The 21,713-nt window shown below is 58.8% G+C and carries 21 protein-coding genes; all 21 read left to right on the plus strand.

The genetic code is table 11. The features are described 5' to 3' along the window. The first annotated feature begins 104 nt into the window (after nt 1-104). The 21 genes from ACKWJN_RS07810 (at nt 105) to ACKWJN_RS07910 (ending at nt 21,592) form a co-directional block, all read left to right on the plus strand. Nucleotides 105-4,868 carry a glutamate synthase-related protein gene (locus ACKWJN_RS07810; RefSeq protein ID WP_408595777.1) on the plus strand — a complete coding sequence of 1,588 codons (4,764 nt, stop codon included), beginning with the start codon at nt 105-107 and terminating at the stop codon, nt 4,866-4,868. A gap of 35 nt (nt 4,869-4,903) precedes the next feature. Further along, the gene (locus tag ACKWJN_RS07815; protein WP_408595778.1) at nt 4,904-6,385 is read left to right on the plus strand and encodes a glutamate synthase subunit beta; all 1,482 of its coding nucleotides are present in this window, start codon (nt 4,904-4,906) and stop codon (nt 6,383-6,385) included. A gap of 78 nt (nt 6,386-6,463) precedes the next feature. Next, nucleotides 6,464-7,297 carry an ABC transporter ATP-binding protein gene (locus tag ACKWJN_RS07820; protein WP_408595779.1) on the plus strand — a complete coding sequence of 278 codons (834 nt, stop codon included), beginning with the start codon at nt 6,464-6,466 and terminating at the stop codon, nt 7,295-7,297. After that, nucleotides 7,294-8,070, plus strand: coding sequence for a lipid asymmetry maintenance ABC transporter permease subunit MlaE (gene mlaE / locus ACKWJN_RS07825; RefSeq protein WP_408595780.1), 777 nt, complete (start codon nt 7,294-7,296; stop codon nt 8,068-8,070). Before ACKWJN_RS07820 ends, mlaE begins: the two co-directional genes overlap by 4 nt. Nucleotides 8,071-8,085: 15 nt before the next feature. Then, nucleotides 8,086-8,568 (plus strand): outer membrane lipid asymmetry maintenance protein MlaD, encoded by a 483-nt coding sequence (gene mlaD / locus ACKWJN_RS07830; RefSeq protein WP_408595781.1) that lies wholly within the window; start codon nt 8,086-8,088, stop codon nt 8,566-8,568. Nucleotides 8,569-8,624: 56 nt separating this feature from the next. Continuing rightward, on the plus strand, nt 8,625-9,314 hold the full coding sequence (locus ACKWJN_RS07835; protein ID WP_408595912.1) for a VacJ family lipoprotein: 690 nt from the start codon (nt 8,625-8,627) through the stop codon (nt 9,312-9,314). A 46-nt stretch (nt 9,315-9,360) separates the two neighbouring features. Then, complete coding sequence (locus tag ACKWJN_RS07840) at nt 9,361-10,032, plus strand: phospholipid-binding protein MlaC (RefSeq protein WP_408595782.1); 672 nt, start codon at nt 9,361-9,363, stop codon at nt 10,030-10,032. Nucleotides 10,033-10,035: 3 nt separating this feature from the next. Beyond that, nucleotides 10,036-10,326, plus strand: a complete 291-nt coding sequence (locus ACKWJN_RS07845) for a lipid asymmetry maintenance protein MlaB (protein WP_408595783.1) — start codon at nt 10,036-10,038, stop codon at nt 10,324-10,326. A gap of 50 nt (nt 10,327-10,376) precedes the next feature. After that, nucleotides 10,377-11,297 carry an ABC transporter ATP-binding protein gene (locus ACKWJN_RS07850; protein ID WP_408595784.1) on the plus strand — a complete coding sequence of 307 codons (921 nt, stop codon included), beginning with the start codon at nt 10,377-10,379 and terminating at the stop codon, nt 11,295-11,297. Then, nucleotides 11,294-12,073 carry an ABC transporter permease gene (locus ACKWJN_RS07855; RefSeq protein ID WP_408595785.1) on the plus strand — a complete coding sequence of 260 codons (780 nt, stop codon included), beginning with the start codon at nt 11,294-11,296 and terminating at the stop codon, nt 12,071-12,073. Before ACKWJN_RS07850 ends, ACKWJN_RS07855 begins: the two co-directional genes overlap by 4 nt. Nucleotides 12,074-12,081: 8 nt before the next feature. Continuing rightward, a complete protein-coding gene (locus tag ACKWJN_RS07860; RefSeq protein ID WP_408595914.1) occupies nt 12,082-12,336 on the plus strand; it encodes a BolA family protein in 255 nt (84 codons plus the stop codon). Between the two features lie 13 nt (nt 12,337-12,349). Next, the gene (gene murA, locus ACKWJN_RS07865) at nt 12,350-13,627 is read left to right on the plus strand and encodes a UDP-N-acetylglucosamine 1-carboxyvinyltransferase (protein ID WP_408595786.1); all 1,278 of its coding nucleotides are present in this window, start codon (nt 12,350-12,352) and stop codon (nt 13,625-13,627) included. Between the two features lie 28 nt (nt 13,628-13,655). After that, nucleotides 13,656-14,324, plus strand: coding sequence for an ATP phosphoribosyltransferase (gene hisG / locus ACKWJN_RS07870; RefSeq protein WP_408595916.1), 669 nt, complete (start codon nt 13,656-13,658; stop codon nt 14,322-14,324). A 26-nt stretch (nt 14,325-14,350) separates the two neighbouring features. Then, nucleotides 14,351-15,700, plus strand: coding sequence for a histidinol dehydrogenase (gene hisD, locus ACKWJN_RS07875; protein ID WP_408595787.1), 1,350 nt, complete (start codon nt 14,351-14,353; stop codon nt 15,698-15,700). Continuing rightward, nucleotides 15,697-16,809 (plus strand): histidinol-phosphate transaminase, encoded by a 1,113-nt coding sequence (hisC, locus tag ACKWJN_RS07880; protein ID WP_408595788.1) that lies wholly within the window; start codon nt 15,697-15,699, stop codon nt 16,807-16,809. The genes hisD and hisC overlap by 4 nt, the downstream gene beginning before the upstream one ends. A 9-nt stretch (nt 16,810-16,818) precedes the next feature. Further along, nucleotides 16,819-17,412, plus strand: coding sequence for an imidazoleglycerol-phosphate dehydratase HisB (hisB, locus tag ACKWJN_RS07885; protein WP_408595789.1), 594 nt, complete (start codon nt 16,819-16,821; stop codon nt 17,410-17,412). A 13-nt stretch (nt 17,413-17,425) separates the two neighbouring features. After that, nucleotides 17,426-18,076: an imidazole glycerol phosphate synthase subunit HisH gene (hisH, locus tag ACKWJN_RS07890; RefSeq protein ID WP_408595790.1), complete on the plus strand. Its 651-nt coding sequence runs from the start codon at nt 17,426-17,428 to the stop codon at nt 18,074-18,076. A 40-nt stretch (nt 18,077-18,116) separates the two neighbouring features. After that, nucleotides 18,117-18,857 (plus strand): 1-(5-phosphoribosyl)-5-[(5-phosphoribosylamino)methylideneamino]imidazole-4-carboxamide isomerase, encoded by a 741-nt coding sequence (hisA, locus tag ACKWJN_RS07895; RefSeq protein WP_408595791.1) that lies wholly within the window; start codon nt 18,117-18,119, stop codon nt 18,855-18,857. 51 nt (nt 18,858-18,908) lie between these two features. Then, complete coding sequence (locus ACKWJN_RS07900) at nt 18,909-19,742, plus strand: D-hexose-6-phosphate mutarotase (RefSeq protein WP_408595792.1); 834 nt, start codon at nt 18,909-18,911, stop codon at nt 19,740-19,742. Nucleotides 19,743-19,763: 21 nt separating this feature from the next. Continuing rightward, the gene (hisF, locus tag ACKWJN_RS07905) at nt 19,764-20,564 is read left to right on the plus strand and encodes an imidazole glycerol phosphate synthase subunit HisF (RefSeq protein WP_408595793.1); all 801 of its coding nucleotides are present in this window, start codon (nt 19,764-19,766) and stop codon (nt 20,562-20,564) included. A 389-nt stretch (nt 20,565-20,953) separates the two neighbouring features. Then, nucleotides 20,954-21,592, plus strand: a complete 639-nt coding sequence (locus tag ACKWJN_RS07910) for a hypothetical protein (RefSeq protein WP_408595794.1) — start codon at nt 20,954-20,956, stop codon at nt 21,590-21,592. Nucleotides 21,593-21,713: the final 121 nt, after the last annotated feature.

Genomic DNA, 21,713 nt, shown 5'->3' on the forward strand with positions numbered 1-21,713 from the left:
GTGAGGCTTTAATTAATTAGGTTCTGACCCCAATTAATTTGCTTGGCACAAATGGTGCAGTGCAGTATCCTCTCACCCCCGCTGAATATTTAGAGGAATGCGCCATGACCACGGCTGCCCAAAAAGCTCAACTGCAACATCAGGGTTTGTACGACCCTTCCAACGAACATGACGCCTGCGGCGTGGGTTTTGTGGCCCACATCAAAGGGGTCAAGAGCCATGCCATCGTGGGTCAGGCCCTGAAGATTCTGGAAAACCTGGATCACCGGGGTGCGGTGGGCGCAGATGCCTTGATGGGCGACGGCGCAGGCATCTTGATTCAGCTGCCCGATGCGCTGTACCGCGAAGAGATGGCCAAACAAGGCGTGACCTTGCCGACCCTGGGCGAGTACGGTGTGGGCATGGTGTTCTTGCCCAAAGAACATGCATCCCGTCTGGCCTGTGAGCAAGAGTTGGAGCGTGCGGTTTTGGCCGAAGGCCAGGTGCTCTTGGGGTGGCGCGATGTGCCCGTCAACCTTGAGATGCCCATGTCGCCCACGGTGCGCGCCAAAGAGCCGATCATGCGCCAGATCTTCATCGGTCGCGGCAACAACGTGATCGTGCAAGACGCGCTGGAACGCAAGCTGTATGTGATTCGCAAAACCGCCAGCGCTGCCATTCAAAACCTGAACCTCAAGCACAGCAAAGAATATTACGTGCCCAGCATGTCCAGCCGCACGGTCATTTACAAAGGCTTGCTGTTGGCCGACCAAGTGGGCACCTATTTCAAAGACCTGTCGGACGAACGCTGCGTCTCGGCCTTGGGCCTGGTGCACCAACGTTTCTCAACCAACACCTTCCCCGAGTGGCCGCTGGCCCACCCGTATCGCTATGTGGCGCACAACGGCGAGATCAACACGGTCAAAGGCAACTACAACTGGATGAAGGCCCGCGAAGGCGTGATGTCGTCACCCGTGTTGGGCGACGACTTGAAAAAGCTCTACCCCATCAGCTTTGCCGACCAATCGGACACCGCCACGTTTGACAACTGTTTGGAGTTGCTCACGATGTCGGGCTACCCCATCAGCCAAGCTGTGATGATGATGATCCCAGAGCCCTGGGAGCAACACACCACCATGGACGAGCGTCGCAAAGCGTTTTACGAATACCACGCTGCGATGTTGGAGCCCTGGGACGGTCCCGCGTCCATTGTGTTCACCGATGGCCGCCAGATCGGTGCCACGCTCGACCGCAACGGCTTGCGTCCCTCGCGTTACTGCATCACCGACGACGACATGGTGATCATGGGTTCAGAGTCCGGCGTGTTGCCTGTGGCCGAAAGCAAGATCGTGCGCAAGTGGCGTTTGCAACCCGGCAAGATGTTCCTGATCGATCTGGAACAAGGCCGCATGATCGACGACGAAGAGCTCAAAGCCGGCTTGACCAACACCAAACCGTACAAGCAGTGGATCGAGAACGTCCGCATCCGCTTGGACGACGTCAAACATCCGGTGGCAGGTGAAAGCACGCAAGAGTTGCCCTTGGGCGCCTCTGAGCCACACGGCGTGGGCTTGGAAGATGCCAGCCCTGAATTGCTGGATTTGCAACAAGCGTTTGGCTACACGCAAGAAGACATCAAGTTTTTGATGGCCCCCATGGCCATCAACGGCGAAGAAGGCATCGGCTCCATGGGCAACGACAGCCCCTTGGCTGTTTTGTCGAGCAAAAACAAACCGCTCTACAACTACTTCAAGCAGTTGTTTGCTCAGGTGACCAACCCGCCGATCGACCCGATCCGCGAAGCCATCGTCATGTCCTTGGTGTCATTCATTGGCCCCAAGCCCAACCTGCTTGACATCAACCAAGTCAACCCACCCATGCGCTTGGAAGTGAGCCAGCCCGTGCTCAACTTCTCCGACATGGCCAAGTTGCGCGACATCGAGCAGCACACCCAAGGCAAATTCAAGAGTGCCACGCTCAACATCGCCTATCCCCTGGCGTGGGGGCATGACGGTGTGGAGGCCAAGTTGGCTTCTTTGTGTGCTGAAGCGGTCGATGCGATCAAGGGTGGCAAAAACATTTTGATCATCAGCGACCGTGGCGTGAGCGCCACCCAGGTGGCCATCCCTGCCGTGTTGGCACTGTCTGCCATTCACCAGCACTTGGTGCGCGAAGGTTTGCGCACCACCGCTGGCTTGGTGGTGGAGACGGGCAGCGCCCGCGAAGTGCATCACTTTGCCGTCTTGGCCGGTTACGGTGCCGAAGCGGTCCACCCCTACCTCGCCATGCAAACCTTGGCTGCGATGCACAAAGACTTGCCAGCCGATTTGTCAACCGACAAAGCGATTTACAACTACGTCAAAGCCATTGGCAAAGGCCTGTCCAAGATCATGTCCAAGATGGGCGTGTCGACCTACATGTCGTATTGCGGAGCGCAATTGTTTGAAGCCATCGGCATCAACACCGAAACCATCAGCAAGTACTTCACCGGCACGCCCAGCCGTGTGGAAGGCATCGGTATTTTTGAGATGGCAGAAGAAGCCATCCGCATGCACCATGCCGCGTTTGGTGACAGCCCCATCTTGGCCAACATGCTCGACACCGGCGGTGAATACGCTTGGCGTGCCCGTGGCGAAGAACACATGTGGACGCCTGATGCGATTGCCAAGTTGCAGCACAGCACCCGCTCAAACAACTTCAACACGTACAAAGAGTACGCCCAGATCGTCAACGACCAAAACAAGCGTCACCTGACTCTGCGTGGTTTGTTCGACTTCAAGATCGACCCAGCCAAAGCCATTTCGGTGGACGAGGTCGAACCCGCCACCGAGATCGTCAAACGCTTTGCCACCGGGGCTATGTCCTTGGGCTCGATCAGCACCGAAGCCCATGCCACCCTGGCTGTGGCGATGAACCGCATCGGTGGAAAAAGCAACACTGGCGAAGGCGGTGAAGACCCTGCGCGTTACCGCAACGAACTCAAAGGCATCCCCATCAAACAGGGGGAAACCTTGAAGAGCGTGATCGGTGACGATGTGGTCGAAGTCGACATGCCGCTGCAAGCGGGCGACAGCCTGCGCTCGCGCATCAAACAAGTGGCCTCGGGCCGCTTTGGTGTCACCGCCGAATACCTCTCGTCGTCAGATCAAATCCAGATCAAGATGGCACAAGGTGCCAAGCCGGGCGAGGGCGGCCAGTTGCCAGGTGCCAAAGTGTCTGAGTACATCGGCAAGTTGCGTTACAGCGTGCCAGGCGTGGGCTTGATTTCGCCTCCGCCACACCACGACATTTACTCCATCGAAGACTTGGCCCAATTGATCCACGACTTGAAAAACGTGGCACCCCATGCCGACATCAGCGTCAAGCTGGTGTCTGAAATTGGTGTGGGCACCATCGCCGCAGGCGTGGCCAAGTGCAAGGCCGATCACGTGGTGATCGCCGGGCACGACGGTGGCACGGGCGCATCGCCTTGGTCGTCCATCAAGCACGCAGGCAGCCCGTGGGAAATCGGTTTGGCCGAAACCCAACAAACCTTGGTGCTCAACGGTTTGCGCGGTCGTATCCGTGTGCAAGCCGACGGCCAAATGAAGACGGGCCGTGACGTGGCCGTGGGTGCTTTGTTGGGTGCTGACGAGTTTGGCTTTGCCACCGCACCGCTGGTGGTAGAAGGCTGCATCATGATGCGCAAGTGCCACCTCAACACCTGCCCGGTGGGTGTGGCCACGCAAGACCCCGAGTTGCGCAAGAAGTTCACCGGCAAGCCAGAGCATGTGGTGAATTACTTCTTCTTCATCGCCGAAGAAGTGCGCCAGATCATGGCCCAGTTGGGCATCCGCAAGTTTGACGACATGATTGGCCGTGCCGACTTGCTCGACATGCGCCAAGGCATTGAGCACTGGAAAGCCAGTGGCCTGGACTTCAGCCGTTTGCTGGCTGTGCCGCAAGTGGGTGCCGATGTGCCGCGCTTGCATGTGTCGACCCAAGACCACGGTTTGGAAAAAGCACTCGATCAAAAACTGATCGAGAAATCCAAACCCGCCATCGAGCGTGGCGAAAAAGTGCAATTCATGGACGTGACGCGCAACGTCAACCGCTCGGTCGGTGCCATGCTGTCTGGCGCGGTGACCAAGGTGCACCCAGAAGGTTTGCCGGATGACTCCATCCGCATCCAACTCGAAGGCACGGGCGGTCAATCGTTTGGCGCGTTTTTGTGCAACGGCATCACCTTGTATCTGATTGGTGACGCCAATGACTACACCGGCAAAGGTTTGTCGGGTGGTCGCGTGGTGGTTCGTCCGAGCCTCGATTTCCGCGGCGAAGCGGTCAACAACATCATCGTCGGCAACACCGTGATGATTGGTGCCACACGCGGCGAAGCCTTCTTTGCAGGCGTGGCCGGCGAGCGCTTTGCGGTGCGCCTGTCCGGTGCCACCGCGGTGGTGGAAGGCACGGGCGACCACGGCTGCGAATACATGACCGGTGGCACCGTGGCTGTGCTGGGCAAGACAGGGCGCAACTTTGCGGCCGGTATGAGCGGCGGCGTGGCCTATGTGTACGACGAAGACGGTCAATTTGCCAAACGCTGCAACACCGCCATGGTGTCGTTGGAAAAAGTGCTGACCGCTGCTGAGCAAGAAGCTGCGTTGCCACGTGCCATCTGGCACCGTGAGCAAAGCGACGAAGCCCAGCTCAAAAAGCTGCTCGAAGACCACCACCGCTGGACCGGCTCCAAGCGTGCCCGCGATGTGCTGGACACCTGGGCTGAGTCACGCGGCAAGTTCGTCAAAGTCTTCCCCAACGAATACAAGCGTGCCTTGGGCGAGCTGCATGCGGCCAAGGAAGCGAAGGCCTCCGTGGTCAAAGCAAAAAAAGCTGTCGCCGCCAATTAAGCCAATCTGCACGTTAGAGCACAAGGACATACATCATGGGAAAAGTCACCGGCTTCATGGAAATTGAGCGCATCGAGGAGGGCTACAAGCCCGTGCCTGAGCGCCTGAAGCATTACAAAGAGTTCGTCATCGGCTTGGATGACACACAAGCCAAAGCCCAAAGCGCGCGCTGCATGGATTGCGGCACGCCGTTTTGCAACAACGGTTGCCCGGTCAACAACATCATTCCGGATTTCAACGACTTGGTGTACCAAGGCGACTGGAAGAACGCGATCGAGGTGCTGCACAGCACCAACAACTTCCCCGAGTTCACCGGACGCATTTGCCCCGCACCTTGCGAAGCCGCTTGCGTGGTCAACGTCAATGGCGACGCTGTGGGCATCAAGTCCATTGAGCACGCCATCATTGACAAGGCCTGGACTGAGGGCTGGGTGACGCCCCAAGTGCCCAAGCACAAAACCGGCAAAAAAGTGGCGGTGGTGGGCTCTGGCCCTGCAGGCATGGCCGCTGCACAGCAGTTGGCACGCGTGGGCCACGACGTGACCCTGTTCGAAAAGAACGACCGCATCGGTGGCTTGCTGCGCTACGGCATTCCAGACTTCAAGATGGAAAAGTCACACATCGACCGCCGTGCCAAACAGCTTGAAGCCGAAGGCGTGACCATCCGCACCGGCGTGATGGTGGGTGAGTTGCCCAAGGGCTCCAAAGTCACCAATTGGGCGGTGGAGACCATCAGCCCCGAGCAGCTCAAGAAAGACTTCGACGCGGTGCTTTTGACCGGTGGTTCCGAGCAGTCACGCGATTTGCCCGCCCCGGGCCGTGACTTGGCAGGCATTCATTTCGCCATGGAGTTTTTGCCACAGCAAAACAAGGTCAATGCCGGCGACAAGCTGAAAGACCAATTGCGTGCCGATGGCAAACATGTGGTGGTGATTGGCGGTGGCGACACCGGCAGCGATTGCGTGGGCACCAGCACCCGTCACGGCGCTGCGGCCGTGGTGCAGTTCGAGGTGATGCCCATGCCGCCCGAGCAAGAAAACAAACCCTTGGTGTGGCCCTACTGGCCGCTCAAGCTGCGCACCAGCTCCAGCCACGACGAGAGTGCCGAAAAGGGCTTGCTCAAGCGCGAGTTCGCCATTTCGACCAAAGAGTTCGTGGGTGAAAACGGCCAAGTCACGGGCGTGAAAACCGTTCGTGTCGAGTGGAAAGACGGCAAGATGGTGGAGGTGGCTGGTACAGAAGAAACCATCAAGGCCGACTTGGTGCTCTTGGCCATGGGCTTTGTCAATCCTGTCGCCACCGTGCTCGACGCCTTTGGGGTGGACAAAGATGCCCGTGGCAATGCCAAGGCCAGCACCGAGGCGACGGGGGGTTATGCCACCAATGTGGCCAAGGTGTTTGCAGCAGGCGACATTCGCCGTGGTCAGTCCTTGGTGGTGTGGGCCATCCGCGAAGGCCGACAGGCCGCCCGCTCTGTGGATGAGTTCTTGATGGGCGCGAGCGATCTGCCCCGTTGATCTATACCCATCTTCACAAGTCTGTAACGACTTGGTTTTAAAATCGCAAAGCCGGCATTCACCGGCTTTTGCTTTGCTATGACTTTCCCATTAAACCCTTCCTCCAACATGACGCCCTTGGTCGAACTGCGCGACATCCGCTTTGGCTATGGCGAGCGCGTCATTTTGGATGGCATCACCTTGACGGTGCCGCGTGGCAAAGTCACGGCCTTGATGGGTGCCTCTGGCGGCGGAAAAACCACGGTCTTGCGCCTCATTGGCGGCCAGTACCGCGCCCAGTCGGGCAGCTTGACCTTTGATGGTCAAGAAATCTCTACCCTCGACCCAGCCGGCTTGTATGCCGTGCGCCGTCGCATGGGCATGCTGTTTCAGTTTGGCGCCTTGTTCACCGACTTGAGCGTGTTTGACAACGTGGCGTTTCCCCTGCGTGAGCACACCGACTTGAGCGAATCCATGGTGCGCGACATTGTGCTGATGAAGCTCGAAGCCGTGGGCTTGCGCGGTGCGCGCGATCTCATGCCGTCTGAGGTCTCGGGTGGCATGGCAAGGCGCGTGGCCTTAGCCCGCGCCATGGCCTTGGACCCGCAGCTGGTGATGTACGACGAGCCTTTTGCGGGCTTGGACCCGATTTCTTTAGGCACCGCTGCGCGTTTGATTCGCCAGCTCAACGACACCTTGGGGTTGACCAGTGTCATCGTGTCGCACGACTTGGACGAGACCTTCCACATCGCCGATCAGGTGATCGTGCTGGCCAACGGCAAGATCGCGGCACAGGGCACGCCGGACGAAGTGCGCCACAGCACCGACCCCTTGGTGCACCAGTTTGTCAGCGCAGCGCCTGAAGGGCCGGTGCGCTTTCATTACCCCGGCCCCTCGGTGGCGCAAGATTTTGGTGTTCGAGGTTCGGTATGAAGTTCATCGCCAACATCGGGTTTGCCATTCGCAGTTACCTGGCCGATTTGGGTCAAGCCACACGGTTGTTTGTGCGCTTGCTCAGCCTGCTGGGGGACAACCTGCGCCGCTTTGGCTTGGTGCGTGACCAAATTCATTTTTTGGGCAACTACTCGCTGGCCATCATTGCCGTGTCGGGTTTGTTTGTGGGCTTTGTGCTCAGCCTGCAGGGTTACTACACCTTGCAGCGCTATGGCTCGTCGGAGGCGCTGGGTTTGTTGGTCGCCTTGAGCTTGGTGCGAGAGTTAGGCCCGGTGGTGAGTGCCTTGTTGTTTGTGGGGCGTGCTGGCACCTCGCTGACCGCAGAGATCGGTCTCATGAAGGCGGGCGAACAACTCAGCGCCATGGACTTGATGGCCGTGGACCCCGTGCGTCGTATTTTGGCGCCGCGCTTTTGGGGTGGCGTCATCACCATGCCCTTGCTGGCTGCCGTCTTCAGTGCCGTGGGTGTGCTGGGCGGGTGGATGGTGGGCGTGCTCATGATCGGTGTCGATGCTGGCTCGTTTTGGAGCCAGATGCAAGGCGGTGTGGACGTTTGGAAAGACGTTGGCAACGGGGTGGTGAAAAGTTTTGTCTTTGGTGTCACCGTGACCTTTGTGGCTTTGCAGCAAGGCTACCAAGCGCAGCCCACGCCGGAAGGCGTGTCTCGTGCTACCACCCGCACGGTGGTGGTGGCTTCTTTGGCCGTGTTGGCGTTGGACTTTGTTCTGACCGCCATGATGTTCAGTATTTAAATTCGAGGCGACGCAATGCAACGCTCTAAAAATGACGTGTGGGTGGGTTTGTTTGTCCTGTTGGGGGCGGCGGCTATTTTGTTTTTGGCCCTCAAGTCGGCCAATTTGCTGAGTTTGAACTTTCAATCCACCTACGCGGTGACGGCGCGTTTTGACAACATCGGTGGGTTGAAGCGTCAAGCCGCTGTCAAAAGCTCGGGCGTGGTGGTCGGGCGGGTGGAGTCGGTCACGTTTGACGACAAAACTTTCCAAGCCACGGTGACCATGGCGATGGAGAGCCGCTACAAATTTCCCAAAGACAGCTCGTTGAAAATCTTGACCAGCGGCTTGTTGGGCGAGCAATACATTGGCATAGAGGCCGGCTCTGAGGCGGATAACCTGGCCTCTGGCGACCGCATCCAATCCACCCAATCGGCCGTGGTGTTGGAGAACTTGATCAGCCAATTCCTCTACAACAAAGCGGCCGACCCAGCCCCGAGCCAAGGTTCCGCCAAATGAACGTTCTGTGTTTCAAGCGCCCAGTCGGCGCAATGCTGTGTGCAGGCGCAATGTTGATGGTTTCGGCGTGTGCGACCGGTCCCAATGCCAATCCGAAGGACCCGTTGGAGCCGATGAACCGCAAAATTGCGAGCTTCAACGACAGCGTGGACGAAAACGTGACCCAACCTTTGGCGCGTGGCTACCGCGATTACACGCCCAAGCCTTTGCAAACGGGGTTGCATAATTTTTTCAACAACCTGTCCGATGTTCGAACCACCCTCAACAGCGGTTTGCAACTGAAAGGCAAAGACACAGCAGAGTCGTTCATGCGCGTGGTGGTCAACACGGTGTTTGGCATTTACGGCGTGTTTGATGTGGCCACTGAAATCAAACTTCAGCGTCACAACGAAGACTTTGGGCAAACCCTGGGCTTTTGGGGTGTGGGCAGCGGCCCGTATGTGGTGTTGCCATTGTTTGGCCCCTCGACCGTGCGTGACACGGCCGGTTTCATGACAGACGCCACCACCGACGCGGTGCATGGCATCAGCGATGTCTCGATCCGCAACCAAACCACCGCCTTGCGTTTGGTGGACAAGCGGGCGGCGCTGCTGGACGCTGGCAACTTGCTTGAAGAGGCCTCTCTCGATAAATACAGCTTCACCCGCGACGCTTTTTTACAATACCGACGCTCGCAAATTTACGACGGCAACCCGCCAGAGGAAGACGAGCCCGACTACAGCGTCGAGCCTGAGTCGGCCAAATGACGCGCCAGCGCGTTGAAACCACATGTTATCGATGGACCTGAAACCAATGCCCCGTTTTTCTTTGATCCGACGTACGTTGACACGTGCCACCGCTGCCTTGGCCATTGGGCTGCTGGGCGGCGTGACACTGATCCCCGCCGCGTGGGCGGCTGACGACACAGCCGACGCCTTTATCAAACGCTTGTCCAGCGATTTGTTGGACACCGTCAAAGCCGACAAAACGATCTTGTCGGGTGACATCAACAAAATCTCGGTGCTGGTCGACCAGCGCGTCATGCCAAATCTGAATTTTCAACGCATGACGGCCTCTGCCGTGGGCCCAGGATGGCGTCAGGCCACCCCAGAGCAGCAAAAGCGTCTGCAAGAAGAGTTCAAAGCCTTGTTGGTTCGCACCTACGCTGGGGCGGTTAACCAAGTCAGCGACCAGTCGGTTGTGGTCAAGCCCTCGCGCGCCGCTCCTGAAGACAAGGAGTTCATTGTTCGCACCGAAGTCCGTGGCAAAGGTGACCCGATTCAGCTCGATTACCGGGTGGAGAAATCCCCCGATGCTCCATCGGGTTGGCGCATTTACAACCTCAATGTCATGGGCGTGTGGCTGGTCGACAACTACCGCACCCAATTTGCCCAAGAAATCAATGCCAAAGGGGTCGATGGGTTGATTGCAAGCTTGGCAGAACGTAACAAATCCAACAGCGTGCGCAAAGCGGACGCCAAATAAGCCATGTCTACCCCTGTTGCGCGCCCCGTGGCACTGCCTGCCATCTTGACCCAGGCTCAAGCCCAGTCGGTGGCTGACGCGTTGGTGAAGGCTCTGCGTGCCAACATGGCGCAAGGCGACCAAGCGGTGGTCGATGCCTCGGCGCTGACGCAATTTGATTCGTCCGCTTTGGCGGTGGTGCTGGCTTGTCGGCGTGCCGTGTTGGCGCAAGGCGGGCAGCTCCAAGTGCACGGTTTGCCTGAGCGTGCCCAGGCCTTGGCGCGCGTTTATGGCGTGACCGAGTTGATCGGCTGAACGTTGTTGCCCGAAGGGTACTGGCAAAGCCTTAAAATCGAAGGCTTCCCATGCCAGCTATCTCCTTTCAATCCGTTTCCAAAACCTACGTCACTGCCCGAGGCCCGTTTCAGGCCCTGGACGGTGTGCGCTTTGACATTCAGCCCGGCGAGTTCTTTGGCTTGCTAGGCCCCAATGGTGCGGGCAAAACCACCCTCATCAGCATCCTGGCGGGCTTGTCCAAAGCCAGTGCCGGTGCCGTCACCGTGCACGGCTTTGACGTCAACACCCAAGCCGCTCAGGCGCGCCGCCAATTGGGCGTGGTGCCGCAAGAGTTGGTGTTTGATCCTTTTTTCAACGTGCGCGAAGCTTTGCGCTTTCAATCGGGCTACTTTGGCGTGACCCACAACGACGATTGGATCGACGAGTTGTTGCACAGCCTCGGCTTGGCCGACAAAGCCAACCACAACATGCGCCAACTCTCGGGCGGCATGAAGCGTCGCGTGTTGGTGGCCCAGGCCTTGGTGCACAAACCGCCCGTCATCGTGCTCGACGAGCCCACGGCCGGTGTGGACGTGGAGTTGCGCCAAACCTTGTGGCAATTCATTGCCAAGCTCAACAAGCAAGGCCACACCGTGTTGCTGACCACCCATTACTTGGAAGAGGCCGAAGCCTTGTGCAACCGCATTGCCATGCTCAAGCAGGGCAAGGTGGTGGCGCTGGAGAACACCAGCGAGTTGCTCAAAGCCGCGTCCAGCAATGTGTTGCGCTTCAAGCTCGATGCCGAATTGCCTGCGGCGTTGGCGGTCAAGGCGCGCGTCACGGGCCGCATTGTGCAATTGCCGGCCAACGATGCGCTGGAGATTGAGCGCTATTTGGCCGCGGTGCGTGAAGCGGGCTTGGTGGCCGAAGACATTGAAATTCGCAAAGCCGATTTGGAAGACGTGTTCTTGGACGTGATGGCGGCACATGCCGACGAGGTGCGCGTATGACCGGCTGGACCGCTCTGTTTTACAAAGAAGTGCTGCGCTTTTGGAAGGTGGGTTTCCAAACCGTGGCGGCGCCTGTGCTGACCGCCGTGCTGTACCTGCTGATCTTTGGCCATGTGTTGGAAGACCGTGTGCAGGTCTACAGCGGTGTGAGCTACACCGCGTTCTTGATTCCAGGTTTGGTGATGATGAGCGTGTTGCAAAACGCCTTTGCCAACAGCTCATCGTCGTTGGTGCAAAGCAAGATCATGGGCAACTTGGTGTTTTTGTTGCTCACGCCGCTGTCGCACTGGAGCTGGTTCTTTGCCTATACCTTGTCGGCCATGGTGCGTGGCTTGGTGGTGGGCTTGGGCGTGTTGCTGGTGACCAGTGTGTTTGTCTGGCAATCCTCGGTGCTGAGCGTTTCGCTGTGGCCAGCCCACCCATTGTGGGCCTTGGTGTTTGCTGCGTGCGGTGCCGCGATGCTCGGCGGGCTTGGCTTGATCGCGGGTTTGTGGGCCGACAAGTTTGACCAAATGGCCGCGTTTCAAAACTTTGTCATCATGCCCATGACATTTTTGAGTGGCGTGTTTTATTCCATCCATTCCTTGCCCAGCTTTTGGCAAAGCGTGAGCCACCTCAACCCTTTCTTCTACATGATTGACGGTTTCCGTTATGGCTTTTTTGGCCAAAGCGATGTGTCACCGTGGCTCAGTCTGGGTTTGGTGGTGAGCTGCTTGTTGACGGTCTCGGGTGTGGCGCTGCATTTGCTGCGCACAGGCTACAAAATTCGAGGCTGAACCGCATGATCACCGCACAAGAAATACAAGCATTGATTGCTGCCCAATTGCCTTGCGAGCATTTGCACGTCGATGGCGATGGCCGCCACTGGTACGCCACCTTGGTATCGGCCGAGTTCGAGGGCAAGCGCTTGATTCAGCGCCACCAACGGGTGTATGCCACGCTGGGCCAAAAAATGCAGAACGACGAGGTCCATGCCTTGTCGATGAAAACCTACACCCCCGCCGAGTGGCAAGCCTTGCCTGCTGCCGATCGCGCTTGAGCCCCCCAACGCTATGGACAAACTATTGATTCGCGGCGGTCGCAGCTTGAACGGCGAGGTGCTGATTTCTGGCGCTAAAAACGCGGCGTTGCCCGAACTGTGCGCGGCCTTGCTGACCGACCAAACCGTGGTGCTGGGCAATGTGCCGCAGCTGCAAGACGTGGCCACCATGCTCAAGCTGATCCGCAACATGGGTGTCACGGCGGAGCGCGACGATGCCGGCGGGTTGCATTTGAATGCGGGGCGCTTGAACAACCCCGAAGCCCCGTATGAGCTGGTCAAAACCATGCGTGCCTCGGTGCTGGCTTTGGGGCCTTTGCTGGCGCGTTTTGGTCGTGCCAAAGTGTCGTTGCCTGGCGGTTGCGCCATTGGCTCGCGTCCTGTCGATCAGCACATCAAGGGCTTGCAGGCCATGGGGGCCGAGATTGAAGTGGCGCACGGCTACATGCTGGCCAAGCTCAAGCCGGGTTTGACGCGCTTGAAGGGCGCACGCATTGCCACCGACATGGTGACGGTCACGGGCACCGAAAACTTTTTGATGGCCGCGGCGCTGGCCGATGGCGAGACAGTGTTGGAAAACGCCGCTCAAGAACCTGAAATCCCAGACTTGGCCGAGATGCTGATTGCCATGGGGGCCAAAATTGAAGGCCATGGCACCAGCCGCATCCACATCCAAGGTGTCGAGCGCTTGAACGGCTGTCACCACCAGGTGGTGGCCGACCGCATCGAAGCTGGCACCTTTTTGTGTGCCGTGGCAGCCACAGGGGGCGATGTGTTGTTGCGCCATGCCCGTGCCGACCATTTGGACGCGGTGATCGACAAGCTGCGAGACGCAGGTGCCACCGTCACCGCCACCCCTGAGGGCATTCGCATTCAAGGTGCTGCCCCTGCGTTTGCGCACCTCAAGGCGCAAAACTTTCGCACCACCGAATACCCCGGTTTCCCCACCGACATGCAAGCCCAGTTCATGGTACTCAACGCCATTGCACGGGGGGCATCGAAGGTGACAGAAACCATTTTTGAAAACCGTTTCATGCACGTCAACGAGTTGGTGCGCTTGGGCGCGCACATCCAGATCGACGGCAAGGTGGCGGTGCTCGAAGGCGTGCCCCAGTTGTCGGGCGCCACCGTCATGGCCACCGACTTGCGGGCCTCGGCCTCGTTGGTGATTGCCGGCTTGGTGGCCGAGGGGGAGACCTTGGTCGACCGCATCTACCACCTCGACCGTGGCTACGACAAGATGGAAGCCAAGTTGCGCGCCATTGGCGCTGACATTGAACGAGTCAAATGATGGCCCCTACGCCATGAAAGCACATGACATGATCACACTCGCGCTCTCCAAAGGCCGCATCTTCGATGAAACCCTGCCGTTGCTCAAAGCCGCAGGCATTGAGGTGTTGGAAGACCCTGAAAAATCGCGCAAGCTGATCTTGCCCACCAACCACGCCAACGTGCGTGTGGTGCTGGTGCGTGCCTCAGATGTGCCCACCTACGTGCAGTACGGCGGTGCCGACTTGGGCGTGACCGGTCTAGACACCTTGATCGAGCACGGCGGTGGTTATGCCAACGGTGTGGTGGCGGCCGGCTTGTACCAGCCGCTGGACTTGCAAATCGCCAAGTGCCGCATGAGCGTGGCCGTGCGGGCTGATTTTGACTACGCGGCCCAGGTCAAACAAGGCGCACGCTTGAAAGTGGCCACCAAATACACCGCGATTGCGCGTGACTTTTTTGCCTCCAAGGGTGTGCACGTGGACATGGTCAAGCTGTATGGCTCGATGGAGTTGGCGCCGCTCACCGGCTTGGCTGATGCCATCGTTGACCTGGTGTCGACCGGCAACACGCTCAAGGCCAACCACTTGGTGGAGGTCGAGCGCATCATGGACATCAGCTCGCGCTTGGTGGTCAACCAAGCCGCCCTCAAATTGAAGCAAGCAGCCATTCGCCGCATCATCGATGCGTTCGAAGCCGCCTTGCCTGCCGCCCGTTAACTTCTAACTTCTGACACCGACCTGCCATGGCACAACCGCTCCGTCTCTCGACCGCAAGCCCCAGCTTTGAAGCCGATTTCAAAGCGCGCCTGCATTGGTCGGCGGACACCGATGCCGCCATTGAGCAACGTGTGGCCGAGATCTTGGCCGATGTGCGCGCACGCGGGGACGCCGCCGTGCTGGAATACACCGAACGCTTCGACGGCTTGAAGGCCGACCGCATGGAGGCCTTGGAGCTGACGCAGGCCGAACTCAAAGCCGCTTTCGACAGTTTGCCCACCGAGCAGCGCGACGCCTTGCAGGCGGCGGCGGCCCGGGTGCGCAGCTACCACGAGGCACAGCGCAAAGCCAGCGGCGAGAGCTGGAGCTACCGCGACGCCGATGGCACCTTGCTGGGCCAAAAAGTCACGCCGCTTGACCGTGTGGGCATTTACGTGCCGGGTGGCAAAGCCGCCTACCCATCGAGCGTGTTGATGAATGCCATTCCCGCCCACGTTGCCGGGGTGGCCGACATCATCATGGTGGTGCCCACGCCCGCCCGCGACAAACATGCAGCCAACGCTGCGCAGGGTGAACGCAACCCTCTGGTGCTGGCTGCCGCCTATGTGGCGGGTGTCAGCCGCGTCTTCACCATTGGCGGGGCGCAAGCGGTGGCAGCGCTCGCTTACGGCACGGCCACGGTGCCAGCGGTGGACAAAATCACCGGCCCTGGCAACGCTTATGTGGCGGCTGCCAAACGCCGAGTGTTTGGCACCGTGGGCATTGACATGATTGCGGGCCCGAGCGAAATTTTGGTGCTGGCCGATGGCTCCACACCGCCTGACTGGGTGGCGATGGATTTGTTCAGCCAGGCCGAACACGACGAGCTGGCGCAAAGCGTGTTGCTGTGTCCCGACGCGGCCTACATTGACCGTGTGCAAGCCGAGATCGAGCGTTTGTTGCCGCAGATGCCACGGCGCGAGATCATCGAAAAATCGCTCAATGGCCGTGGGGTGTTGATCCACACCCGCAGCATGGAAGAAGCCTGTGCCATCAGCAACCGCATTGCGCCCGAGCACTTGGAGGTGTCGAGCCACGAGCCCCACCGTTGGGAGCCGTTGCTCAAGCACGCAGGCGCTATTTTCTTGGGCGCTTACACCAGCGAAAGCCTGGGCGACTACTGTGCCGGCCCGAACCACGTGTTGCCCACCAGTGGCACCGCGCGTTTCAGCTCGCCATTGGGTGTTTACGACTTTCAAAAGCGCAGCAGCCTGATTGAGGTGAGCGAGCAGGGTGCGCAGACGCTGGGCAAGATTGCCGCCGTGTTGGCCTATGGCGAAGGCTTGCAAGCCCACGCCATGGCCGCCGAGTTCCGTTTGAAGAAAGATTGCGCATGAGTACCCCCTTGCGTTTCATCCGCCCCGACGTCCAAGCCATGCATGCCTATGCCGTGCAGCATTCGGCGGGCATGGTCAAGCTCGACGCGATGGAAAACCCTTTCACCCTCTCGTCTGAATTGCAAGCGCAATTGGGTGCGCGTTTGGGTGCGGTTGAGGTCAACCGCTACCCCGGTTCGCGGATCGACGATTTGAAGAATGCGCTGGCCCGTTATGTCGAATTGCCGGCAGGGTCGACGCTGATGTTGGGCAATGGCTCCGACGAGTTGATTTCCTTGTTGTCGATGGCCTGCGCTGTCCCAGGCGCCAAAGTACTTGCGCCAGAACCCGGTTTTGTGATGTACGCCATGAGCGCGCAGTTGCAAGGATTGCCCTACATCGGCGTGCCTTTGACGGCCGACTTTGAGTTGGACGAGCCGGCCATGTCCGCTGCAATTGCACAGCACGAGCCGGCCATCGTGTACCTGGCCTACCCCAACAACCCCACGGCCAATTTGTGGGACGGGTCGGTGATTCGCCGCCTCATCGCCCAAGTCAGCGCGTACGGTGGCTTGGTGGTCATGGACGAGGCCTACCAACCCTTTTCGAGCCGCAGTTGGTTGGATGAAATTCGCCAGCACCCAGCAGCCAATGCGCATGTGTTGTTGATGCGCACCTTGTCCAAGTTTGGTTTGGCTGGGATTCGCTTGGGCTACATGGTGGGCCCCACGGCGCTGGTGCATGAAGTTGACAAACTGCGTCCGCCCTACAACGTGAGCGTGCTCAACGCCGAGTGCGCGTTGTTCGCCTTAGAGCACGCCGATGTGTTTGCCGTGCAGGCGGCCACCATCCGCGCTGAGCGCGAGGTGTTGTTCAAAGCGTTGCAGCAGTTGCCGGGTGTCACTCCCTATGCCAGCGATGCCAACATGATGCTGGTGCGCTTTGCAGCGCCACAGGGTGACACAGACAGCGCCGCCAGCCACGTGTTTGCCGCGCTCAAAGCGCGCCATGTGTTGGTGAAGAACGTTTCTAAAATGCATCCCTTGCTGGCCAACTGCCTGCGCTTGACGGTGGGAACACCGGATGAGAACGCACAATTGCTGGCGGCCTTGACCTCTGCTCTTTCTTGAAAGCCCCGCATGACCGCTCGTACCGCTGAAGTCAGCCGCAACACCGCCGAGACCCGCATCACCGTCAAGGTCAACCTCGATGGCACAGGTCAGTCCAAGCTGTCCACCGGCATTGGTTTTTTTGACCACATGCTGGACCAAATTGCGCGCCATGGCTTGATCGATTTGGACATCCATGCCGAAGGCGATTTGCACATCGATGGCCACCACACCGTCGAAGACGTGGGCATCACCTTGGGCCAAGCGTTTGCCAAAGCCGTGGGCGACAAAAAAGGCATTCGCCGCTATGGCCACGCCTACGTGCCCCTCGATGAAGCCCTGAGCCGCGTGGTGGTGGACTTTTCTGGCCGCCCTGGCTTGGTGATGCACGTGCCGTTCAAGAGCGGCATGATCGGCGAATTCGACAGCCAGTTGGCGTTTGAGTTTTTTCAGGGCTTTGTGAACCACGCGGGTGTGACACTGCACATCGACAACCTGCGCGGTGAGAACGCCCACCACCAGGCCGAAACCGTGTTCAAAGCGTTTGCTCGCGCCCTGCGTGCTGCGCTTGAGCTGGACCCACGCTCGGTGGGCATGATCCCCTCCACCAAGGGCAGTTTGTGATGCGCCTGCTCTCATGAACAACAAAGTCGCAGTTGTGGACTACGGCATGGGCAACCTGCGCTCGGTGGCGCAGGCCGTGATGCACGCCGCCTCGTTGGTGGACCATGCCGACGTGGTGGTCACATCTGACCCGCAGGTGGTGCGTGACGCACACCGCGTGGTCTTGCCTGGCCAAGGTGCCATGCCCGATTGCATGCGCGAGTTGCGCGAGTCGGGCTTGATGGACGCCGTGCTGGACGCCGCGCACAAAAAACCTTTGTTTGGCGTGTGCGTGGGCATGCAAATGCTGCTCGACCACAGCGCAGAGGGTGACACCCCGGGCTTGGGGTTGATTCCGGGTGAGGTGGTGAAGTTTGATTTGGCTGGGCGCACCCAGGCCGATGGCAGCCGCTTCAAAGTGCCCCAGATGGGCTGGAACCAAGTGCTGCAAACCCGAGCTCACGCCATGTGGCAAGACGTGCCTGACAACAGCTACTTTTATTTCGTGCACAGCTTTTATGCACGGCCCAAAGACTTGGCCCATTCTGCGGCGCAGACAGACTACGGTGGTTTGTTCACCTGCGCTGTGTCACGCGATAATATTTTTGCGACACAATTTCACCCAGAAAAAAGTGCAGCACATGGCCTAGCCCTGTACCGCAATTTTCTGCACTGGACACCCTGATCTTTCACCTCACCGGGCCTGCTTGAAGCCCTTTGCCACCATGCTACTTATTCCTGCGATTGACCTCAAAGACGGACATTGCGTGCGCCTCAAACAAGGCGACATGGACCAGGCCACCACGTTTGGCGAAGACCCCGCGCAAATGGCGTTGAACTGGGTCGCCAAAGGCGCGCGACGTTTGCACCTGGTGGACTTGAACGGCGCTTTCGCGGGCAAACCGCAAAACAACCTGGCCATCAAAGCCATTTTGAAAGCCGTGGGCCAGGACATTCCGGTGCAGCTCGGCGGTGGCATCCGTGACTTGGACACGATTGAGAAATACATCGACGCGGGTTTGCGCTACGTCATCATCGGCACGGCTGCGGTGAAAAACCCGGGCTTCTTGCGCGATGCCTGCAGTGCGTTTGGCGGCCACATCATCGTGGGGCTGGATGCCAAAGACGGCAAAGTGGCCACCGATGGCTGGAGCAAACTGACTGGCCACGAAGTGGCAGATCTGGGCAAGAAGTTTGAAGACTACGGTGTGGAGTCCATCATCTACACCGACATTGGGCGTGACGGCATGCTCAGCGGCATCAACATCGACGCCACCGTCAAACTGGCACAGGCCCTGACCATTCCGGTCATCGCCTCAGGCGGTTTGTCCAACATGGCCGACATCGACCAGTTGTGCGCCGTGGAAGACGAAGGCGTGGAAGGCGTGATTTGTGGCCGCGCCATTTACAGCGGCGATCTGGATTTTGAACAAGCCCAAGCCCGCGCCGATGAGCTCAATGGTTAATTCTTCACCCGCCGATCAGTCGGCCCGCGACTGAGGGTTGGAGCCATGCCCATGTTCACCACGGACGTTTTTCAAGGTCTGGCCTGCCATCGCCTGAGCTTGCCGTGCGGCGACACCGTGTTGGTGGCCCTGCAAGGTGCCCATGTGTTGTCATGGGCGAGCCAGGGCAGAGAACGTTTGTTTTTGAGCCCTGCCAATGTGTGGGATGGCCAGGCGGCCATCCGTGGCGGCGTGCCGGTGTGCTTTCCGCAATTCAACCAACGCGGCACCTTGCCCAAGCATGGCTTTGCCCGCAACGTGATGTGGTCTTTGGCTGATTCGTCAGCAGATGACGCGCAGGCCCACTTTGACTTCACACTGGCGTCGAATGCGCACACGCAAGCCATTTGGCCGCAGCAATTTGTGGCGCAACTGCGCGTGCAGTTGCAACCCGGCCAATTGACACTGAGCTTGTCTGTGCACAACACCGACACGCTGCCCTTGAGCTTCACCGGTGCCTTGCACACCTACCTGGCCGTGGATGACATTGATTTGACCGACGTGACCGGTTTGCAGGGGCAAGCCGAATGGGACGCCGTGGCCGATGTGCATGGTGTGGCCGACGACACCTTGTACTTTGATGGCGAGTTTGACCGTGTGTACGCTGCCGCGCCTGGTGCGCTGCGCGTACAAGATGGCAGCGGCGTGGTGTGTGTTGAGCAAAGCCCTTCTTGGGGCCAATCGGTGGTTTGGAACCCCGGCCCCGAGAAATGCGCCTCCTTGAAAGACATGCCCACCGATGGCTTTGCGCGCATGTTGTGCGTGGAGGCCGCTCAGGTGTACGAGCCGATCCATGTGCCAGCAGGTCAGCAATGGCTGGGCTGGCAACGTTTGACTGTCTCGTGAGAATTTATTTGCTGGAACTCTATGCTCGCTAAACGCATCATTCCTTGCCTTGACGTGACCGGTGGTCGCGTGGTCAAAGGCGTCAACTTTGTGGAACTGCGGGATGCGGGAGACCCGGTGGAAATTGCCGCTCGCTACAACGAGCAAGGCGCCGATGAGCTGACGTTTTTGGACATCACCGCCACCAGCGACGCGCGTGATGTGATCTTGCACATCATCGAAGCCGTGGCCAGCCAAGTGTTCATTCCGCTCACCGTGGGTGGGGGTGTGCGCACGGTGGACGATGTGCGCCGATTGCTCAACGCCGGTGCCGACAAAGTGAGCTTCAACTCGGCCGCCATTGCCAACCCCCAAGTGATTCGTGATGCCTCGGCCAAATACGGTGCCCAGTGCATCGTGGTGGCCATTGATGCCAAACGTCGTACCCCTGAAGAGGAACAACGCATGGGCGCCAACGGTCTGCCAACGGGCCCCGGTTGGGACGTGTTCAGCCATGGCGGGCGCAAAAACGTGGGCCTGGATGCGGTGGCTTGGGCCACCCAAATGGCCGAGCACGGGGCTGGCGAAATTTTGCTCACCAGCATGGACCGTGACGGCACCAAGTCAGGCTTTGACTTGGCTTTGACCCGTGCCGTGGCCGATGCTGTGTCGGTGCCTGTCATCGCCTCGGGGGGCGTGGGCAACCTGGACCACCTGGCCGACGGCGTGCAGCAAGGCGGCGCCGATGCGGTGCTGGCGGCCAGCATTTTTCACTACGGCGAATACACCGTGCAGCAAGCCAAGCAACGCATGCGTGAGCGCGGCGTACCTGTGCGCTTGTGAAGCGTTGACCACTTGCTCAAACGCTGAGCAAGGCATTCAAAGGGCTGGCCGTGTCGCTTGCCGACCCCATTTCCTTGGGCGGCCGCATGCTGGTTTTTTTGAATTCCAACGTGCAAAAAAACGTACCCTATATAGTTAATTAATTTGTTTTCTGAGGCTATAGTGATTGTAATGGATGCGTTCGCGCACCTGATCTAGCAAGCGCTGGGATGCCAAAGGGGGCGCGGCGACTTTCTCAGATTTGTTATGTCTTTACTTAAACACCACCAAAGGGTAAGCCAATGATGTCAAACGTTTTTTTGCAAACAGTCCGGCGTTGTTGTCCGACAAACTCTAGCCATGTTGGCTGATTTGTCTTCTACTTCAAAGTTAGTCGTCGCAAACACCCTATGTGCGCACTTCCCACTGATCAATCCGTCGTTGAGCTAGTCCGCTGGGGCTCAACCTTGGCGGTACAGGCGCTTGCAGGCCTCGTTGGTGTCATGATTGGCGCTTGGCTCACCTCGCGGCGTGAAGAACGGCAACGCCAACTCGCGTTCCTTGAGAAGCAACTTTCGCTCTTCTACTCACCCATGCTTGGCGTGCGCAACGAAATTCAGACGTACGGACAGTTACGCGTACGAGTGCAGAACGAGGCACAAGCGGCGTGGACCCAATTGTGCGCTGATACCGATGATCTTCCCGTTCATGAGCGTCGCAGGATCACAACGGAGAGATGGCCTGAGTTCAAGCGTCTCATTGAATTCGACAACGAGCGCCTTCACAAGGAACTCCTCCCCGTGTACCGGAAGATGGTCGCGCTCTTTCGTGAGAACTATTGGCTTTCCGAACCTGCGACCCGCGATTACTACGCTGACATGCTGGAGTTCGTCGATCTCTGGGAACGATGGATAGACAAGGCCTTGCCTGCGGAAGTACTCAAGAGACTCGAACACACGGAAGAGAATCTCAAGCCTTTCTACGAGCACCTCGCCAAAAAGCACGATGAAATTCGCGCCAAGCTCAAGTCTGGCACCGGCGACGCCTAACCCCTCGCTCAAACCGACCCGCTACAGCACCTGCCTCCGCGGACGTCTTAGCTTGAACGTTAGCGCATGCGTTTCGCAAGTCGGTCATTGAGTCTCCGCGCGTCCAAGCTTGTTTACGCCG

The sequence above is a fragment of the Limnohabitans sp. genome, from assembly GCF_046052825.1.
Classification (GTDB): domain Bacteria; phylum Pseudomonadota; class Gammaproteobacteria; order Burkholderiales; family Burkholderiaceae_C; genus Limnohabitans.

Bases quoted from the DNA above. Each gene is read 5' to 3' on its own strand.
- ACKWJN_RS07810 (WP_408595777.1), top strand. From the start codon at position 105: ATGACCACGGCTGCCCAAAAAGCTCAACTGCAACATCAGGGTTTGTAC.
- ACKWJN_RS07815 (WP_408595778.1), top strand. From the start codon at position 4,904: ATGGGAAAAGTCACCGGCTTCATGGAAATTGAGCGCATCGAGGAGGGC.
- ACKWJN_RS07820 (WP_408595779.1), top strand. From the start codon at position 6,464: ATGACTTTCCCATTAAACCCTTCCTCCAACATGACGCCCTTGGTCGAA.
- mlaE (WP_408595780.1), top strand. From the start codon at position 7,294: ATGAAGTTCATCGCCAACATCGGGTTTGCCATTCGCAGTTACCTGGCC.
- mlaD (WP_408595781.1), top strand. From the start codon at position 8,086: ATGCAACGCTCTAAAAATGACGTGTGGGTGGGTTTGTTTGTCCTGTTG.
- ACKWJN_RS07835 (WP_408595912.1), top strand. From the start codon at position 8,625: ATGGTTTCGGCGTGTGCGACCGGTCCCAATGCCAATCCGAAGGACCCG.
- ACKWJN_RS07840 (WP_408595782.1), top strand. From the start codon at position 9,361: ATGCCCCGTTTTTCTTTGATCCGACGTACGTTGACACGTGCCACCGCT.
- ACKWJN_RS07845 (WP_408595783.1), top strand. From the start codon at position 10,036: ATGTCTACCCCTGTTGCGCGCCCCGTGGCACTGCCTGCCATCTTGACC.
- ACKWJN_RS07850 (WP_408595784.1), top strand. From the start codon at position 10,377: ATGCCAGCTATCTCCTTTCAATCCGTTTCCAAAACCTACGTCACTGCC.
- ACKWJN_RS07855 (WP_408595785.1), top strand. From the start codon at position 11,294: ATGACCGGCTGGACCGCTCTGTTTTACAAAGAAGTGCTGCGCTTTTGG.
- murA (WP_408595786.1), top strand. From the start codon at position 12,350: ATGGACAAACTATTGATTCGCGGCGGTCGCAGCTTGAACGGCGAGGTG.
- hisG (WP_408595916.1), top strand. From the start codon at position 13,656: ATGATCACACTCGCGCTCTCCAAAGGCCGCATCTTCGATGAAACCCTG.
- hisD (WP_408595787.1), top strand. From the start codon at position 14,351: ATGGCACAACCGCTCCGTCTCTCGACCGCAAGCCCCAGCTTTGAAGCC.
- hisC (WP_408595788.1), top strand. From the start codon at position 15,697: ATGAGTACCCCCTTGCGTTTCATCCGCCCCGACGTCCAAGCCATGCAT.
- hisB (WP_408595789.1), top strand. From the start codon at position 16,819: ATGACCGCTCGTACCGCTGAAGTCAGCCGCAACACCGCCGAGACCCGC.
- hisH (WP_408595790.1), top strand. From the start codon at position 17,426: ATGAACAACAAAGTCGCAGTTGTGGACTACGGCATGGGCAACCTGCGC.
- hisA (WP_408595791.1), top strand. From the start codon at position 18,117: ATGCTACTTATTCCTGCGATTGACCTCAAAGACGGACATTGCGTGCGC.
- ACKWJN_RS07900 (WP_408595792.1), top strand. From the start codon at position 18,909: ATGTTCACCACGGACGTTTTTCAAGGTCTGGCCTGCCATCGCCTGAGC.
- hisF (WP_408595793.1), top strand. From the start codon at position 19,764: ATGCTCGCTAAACGCATCATTCCTTGCCTTGACGTGACCGGTGGTCGC.
- ACKWJN_RS07910 (WP_408595794.1), top strand. From the start codon at position 20,954: ATGTGCGCACTTCCCACTGATCAATCCGTCGTTGAGCTAGTCCGCTGG.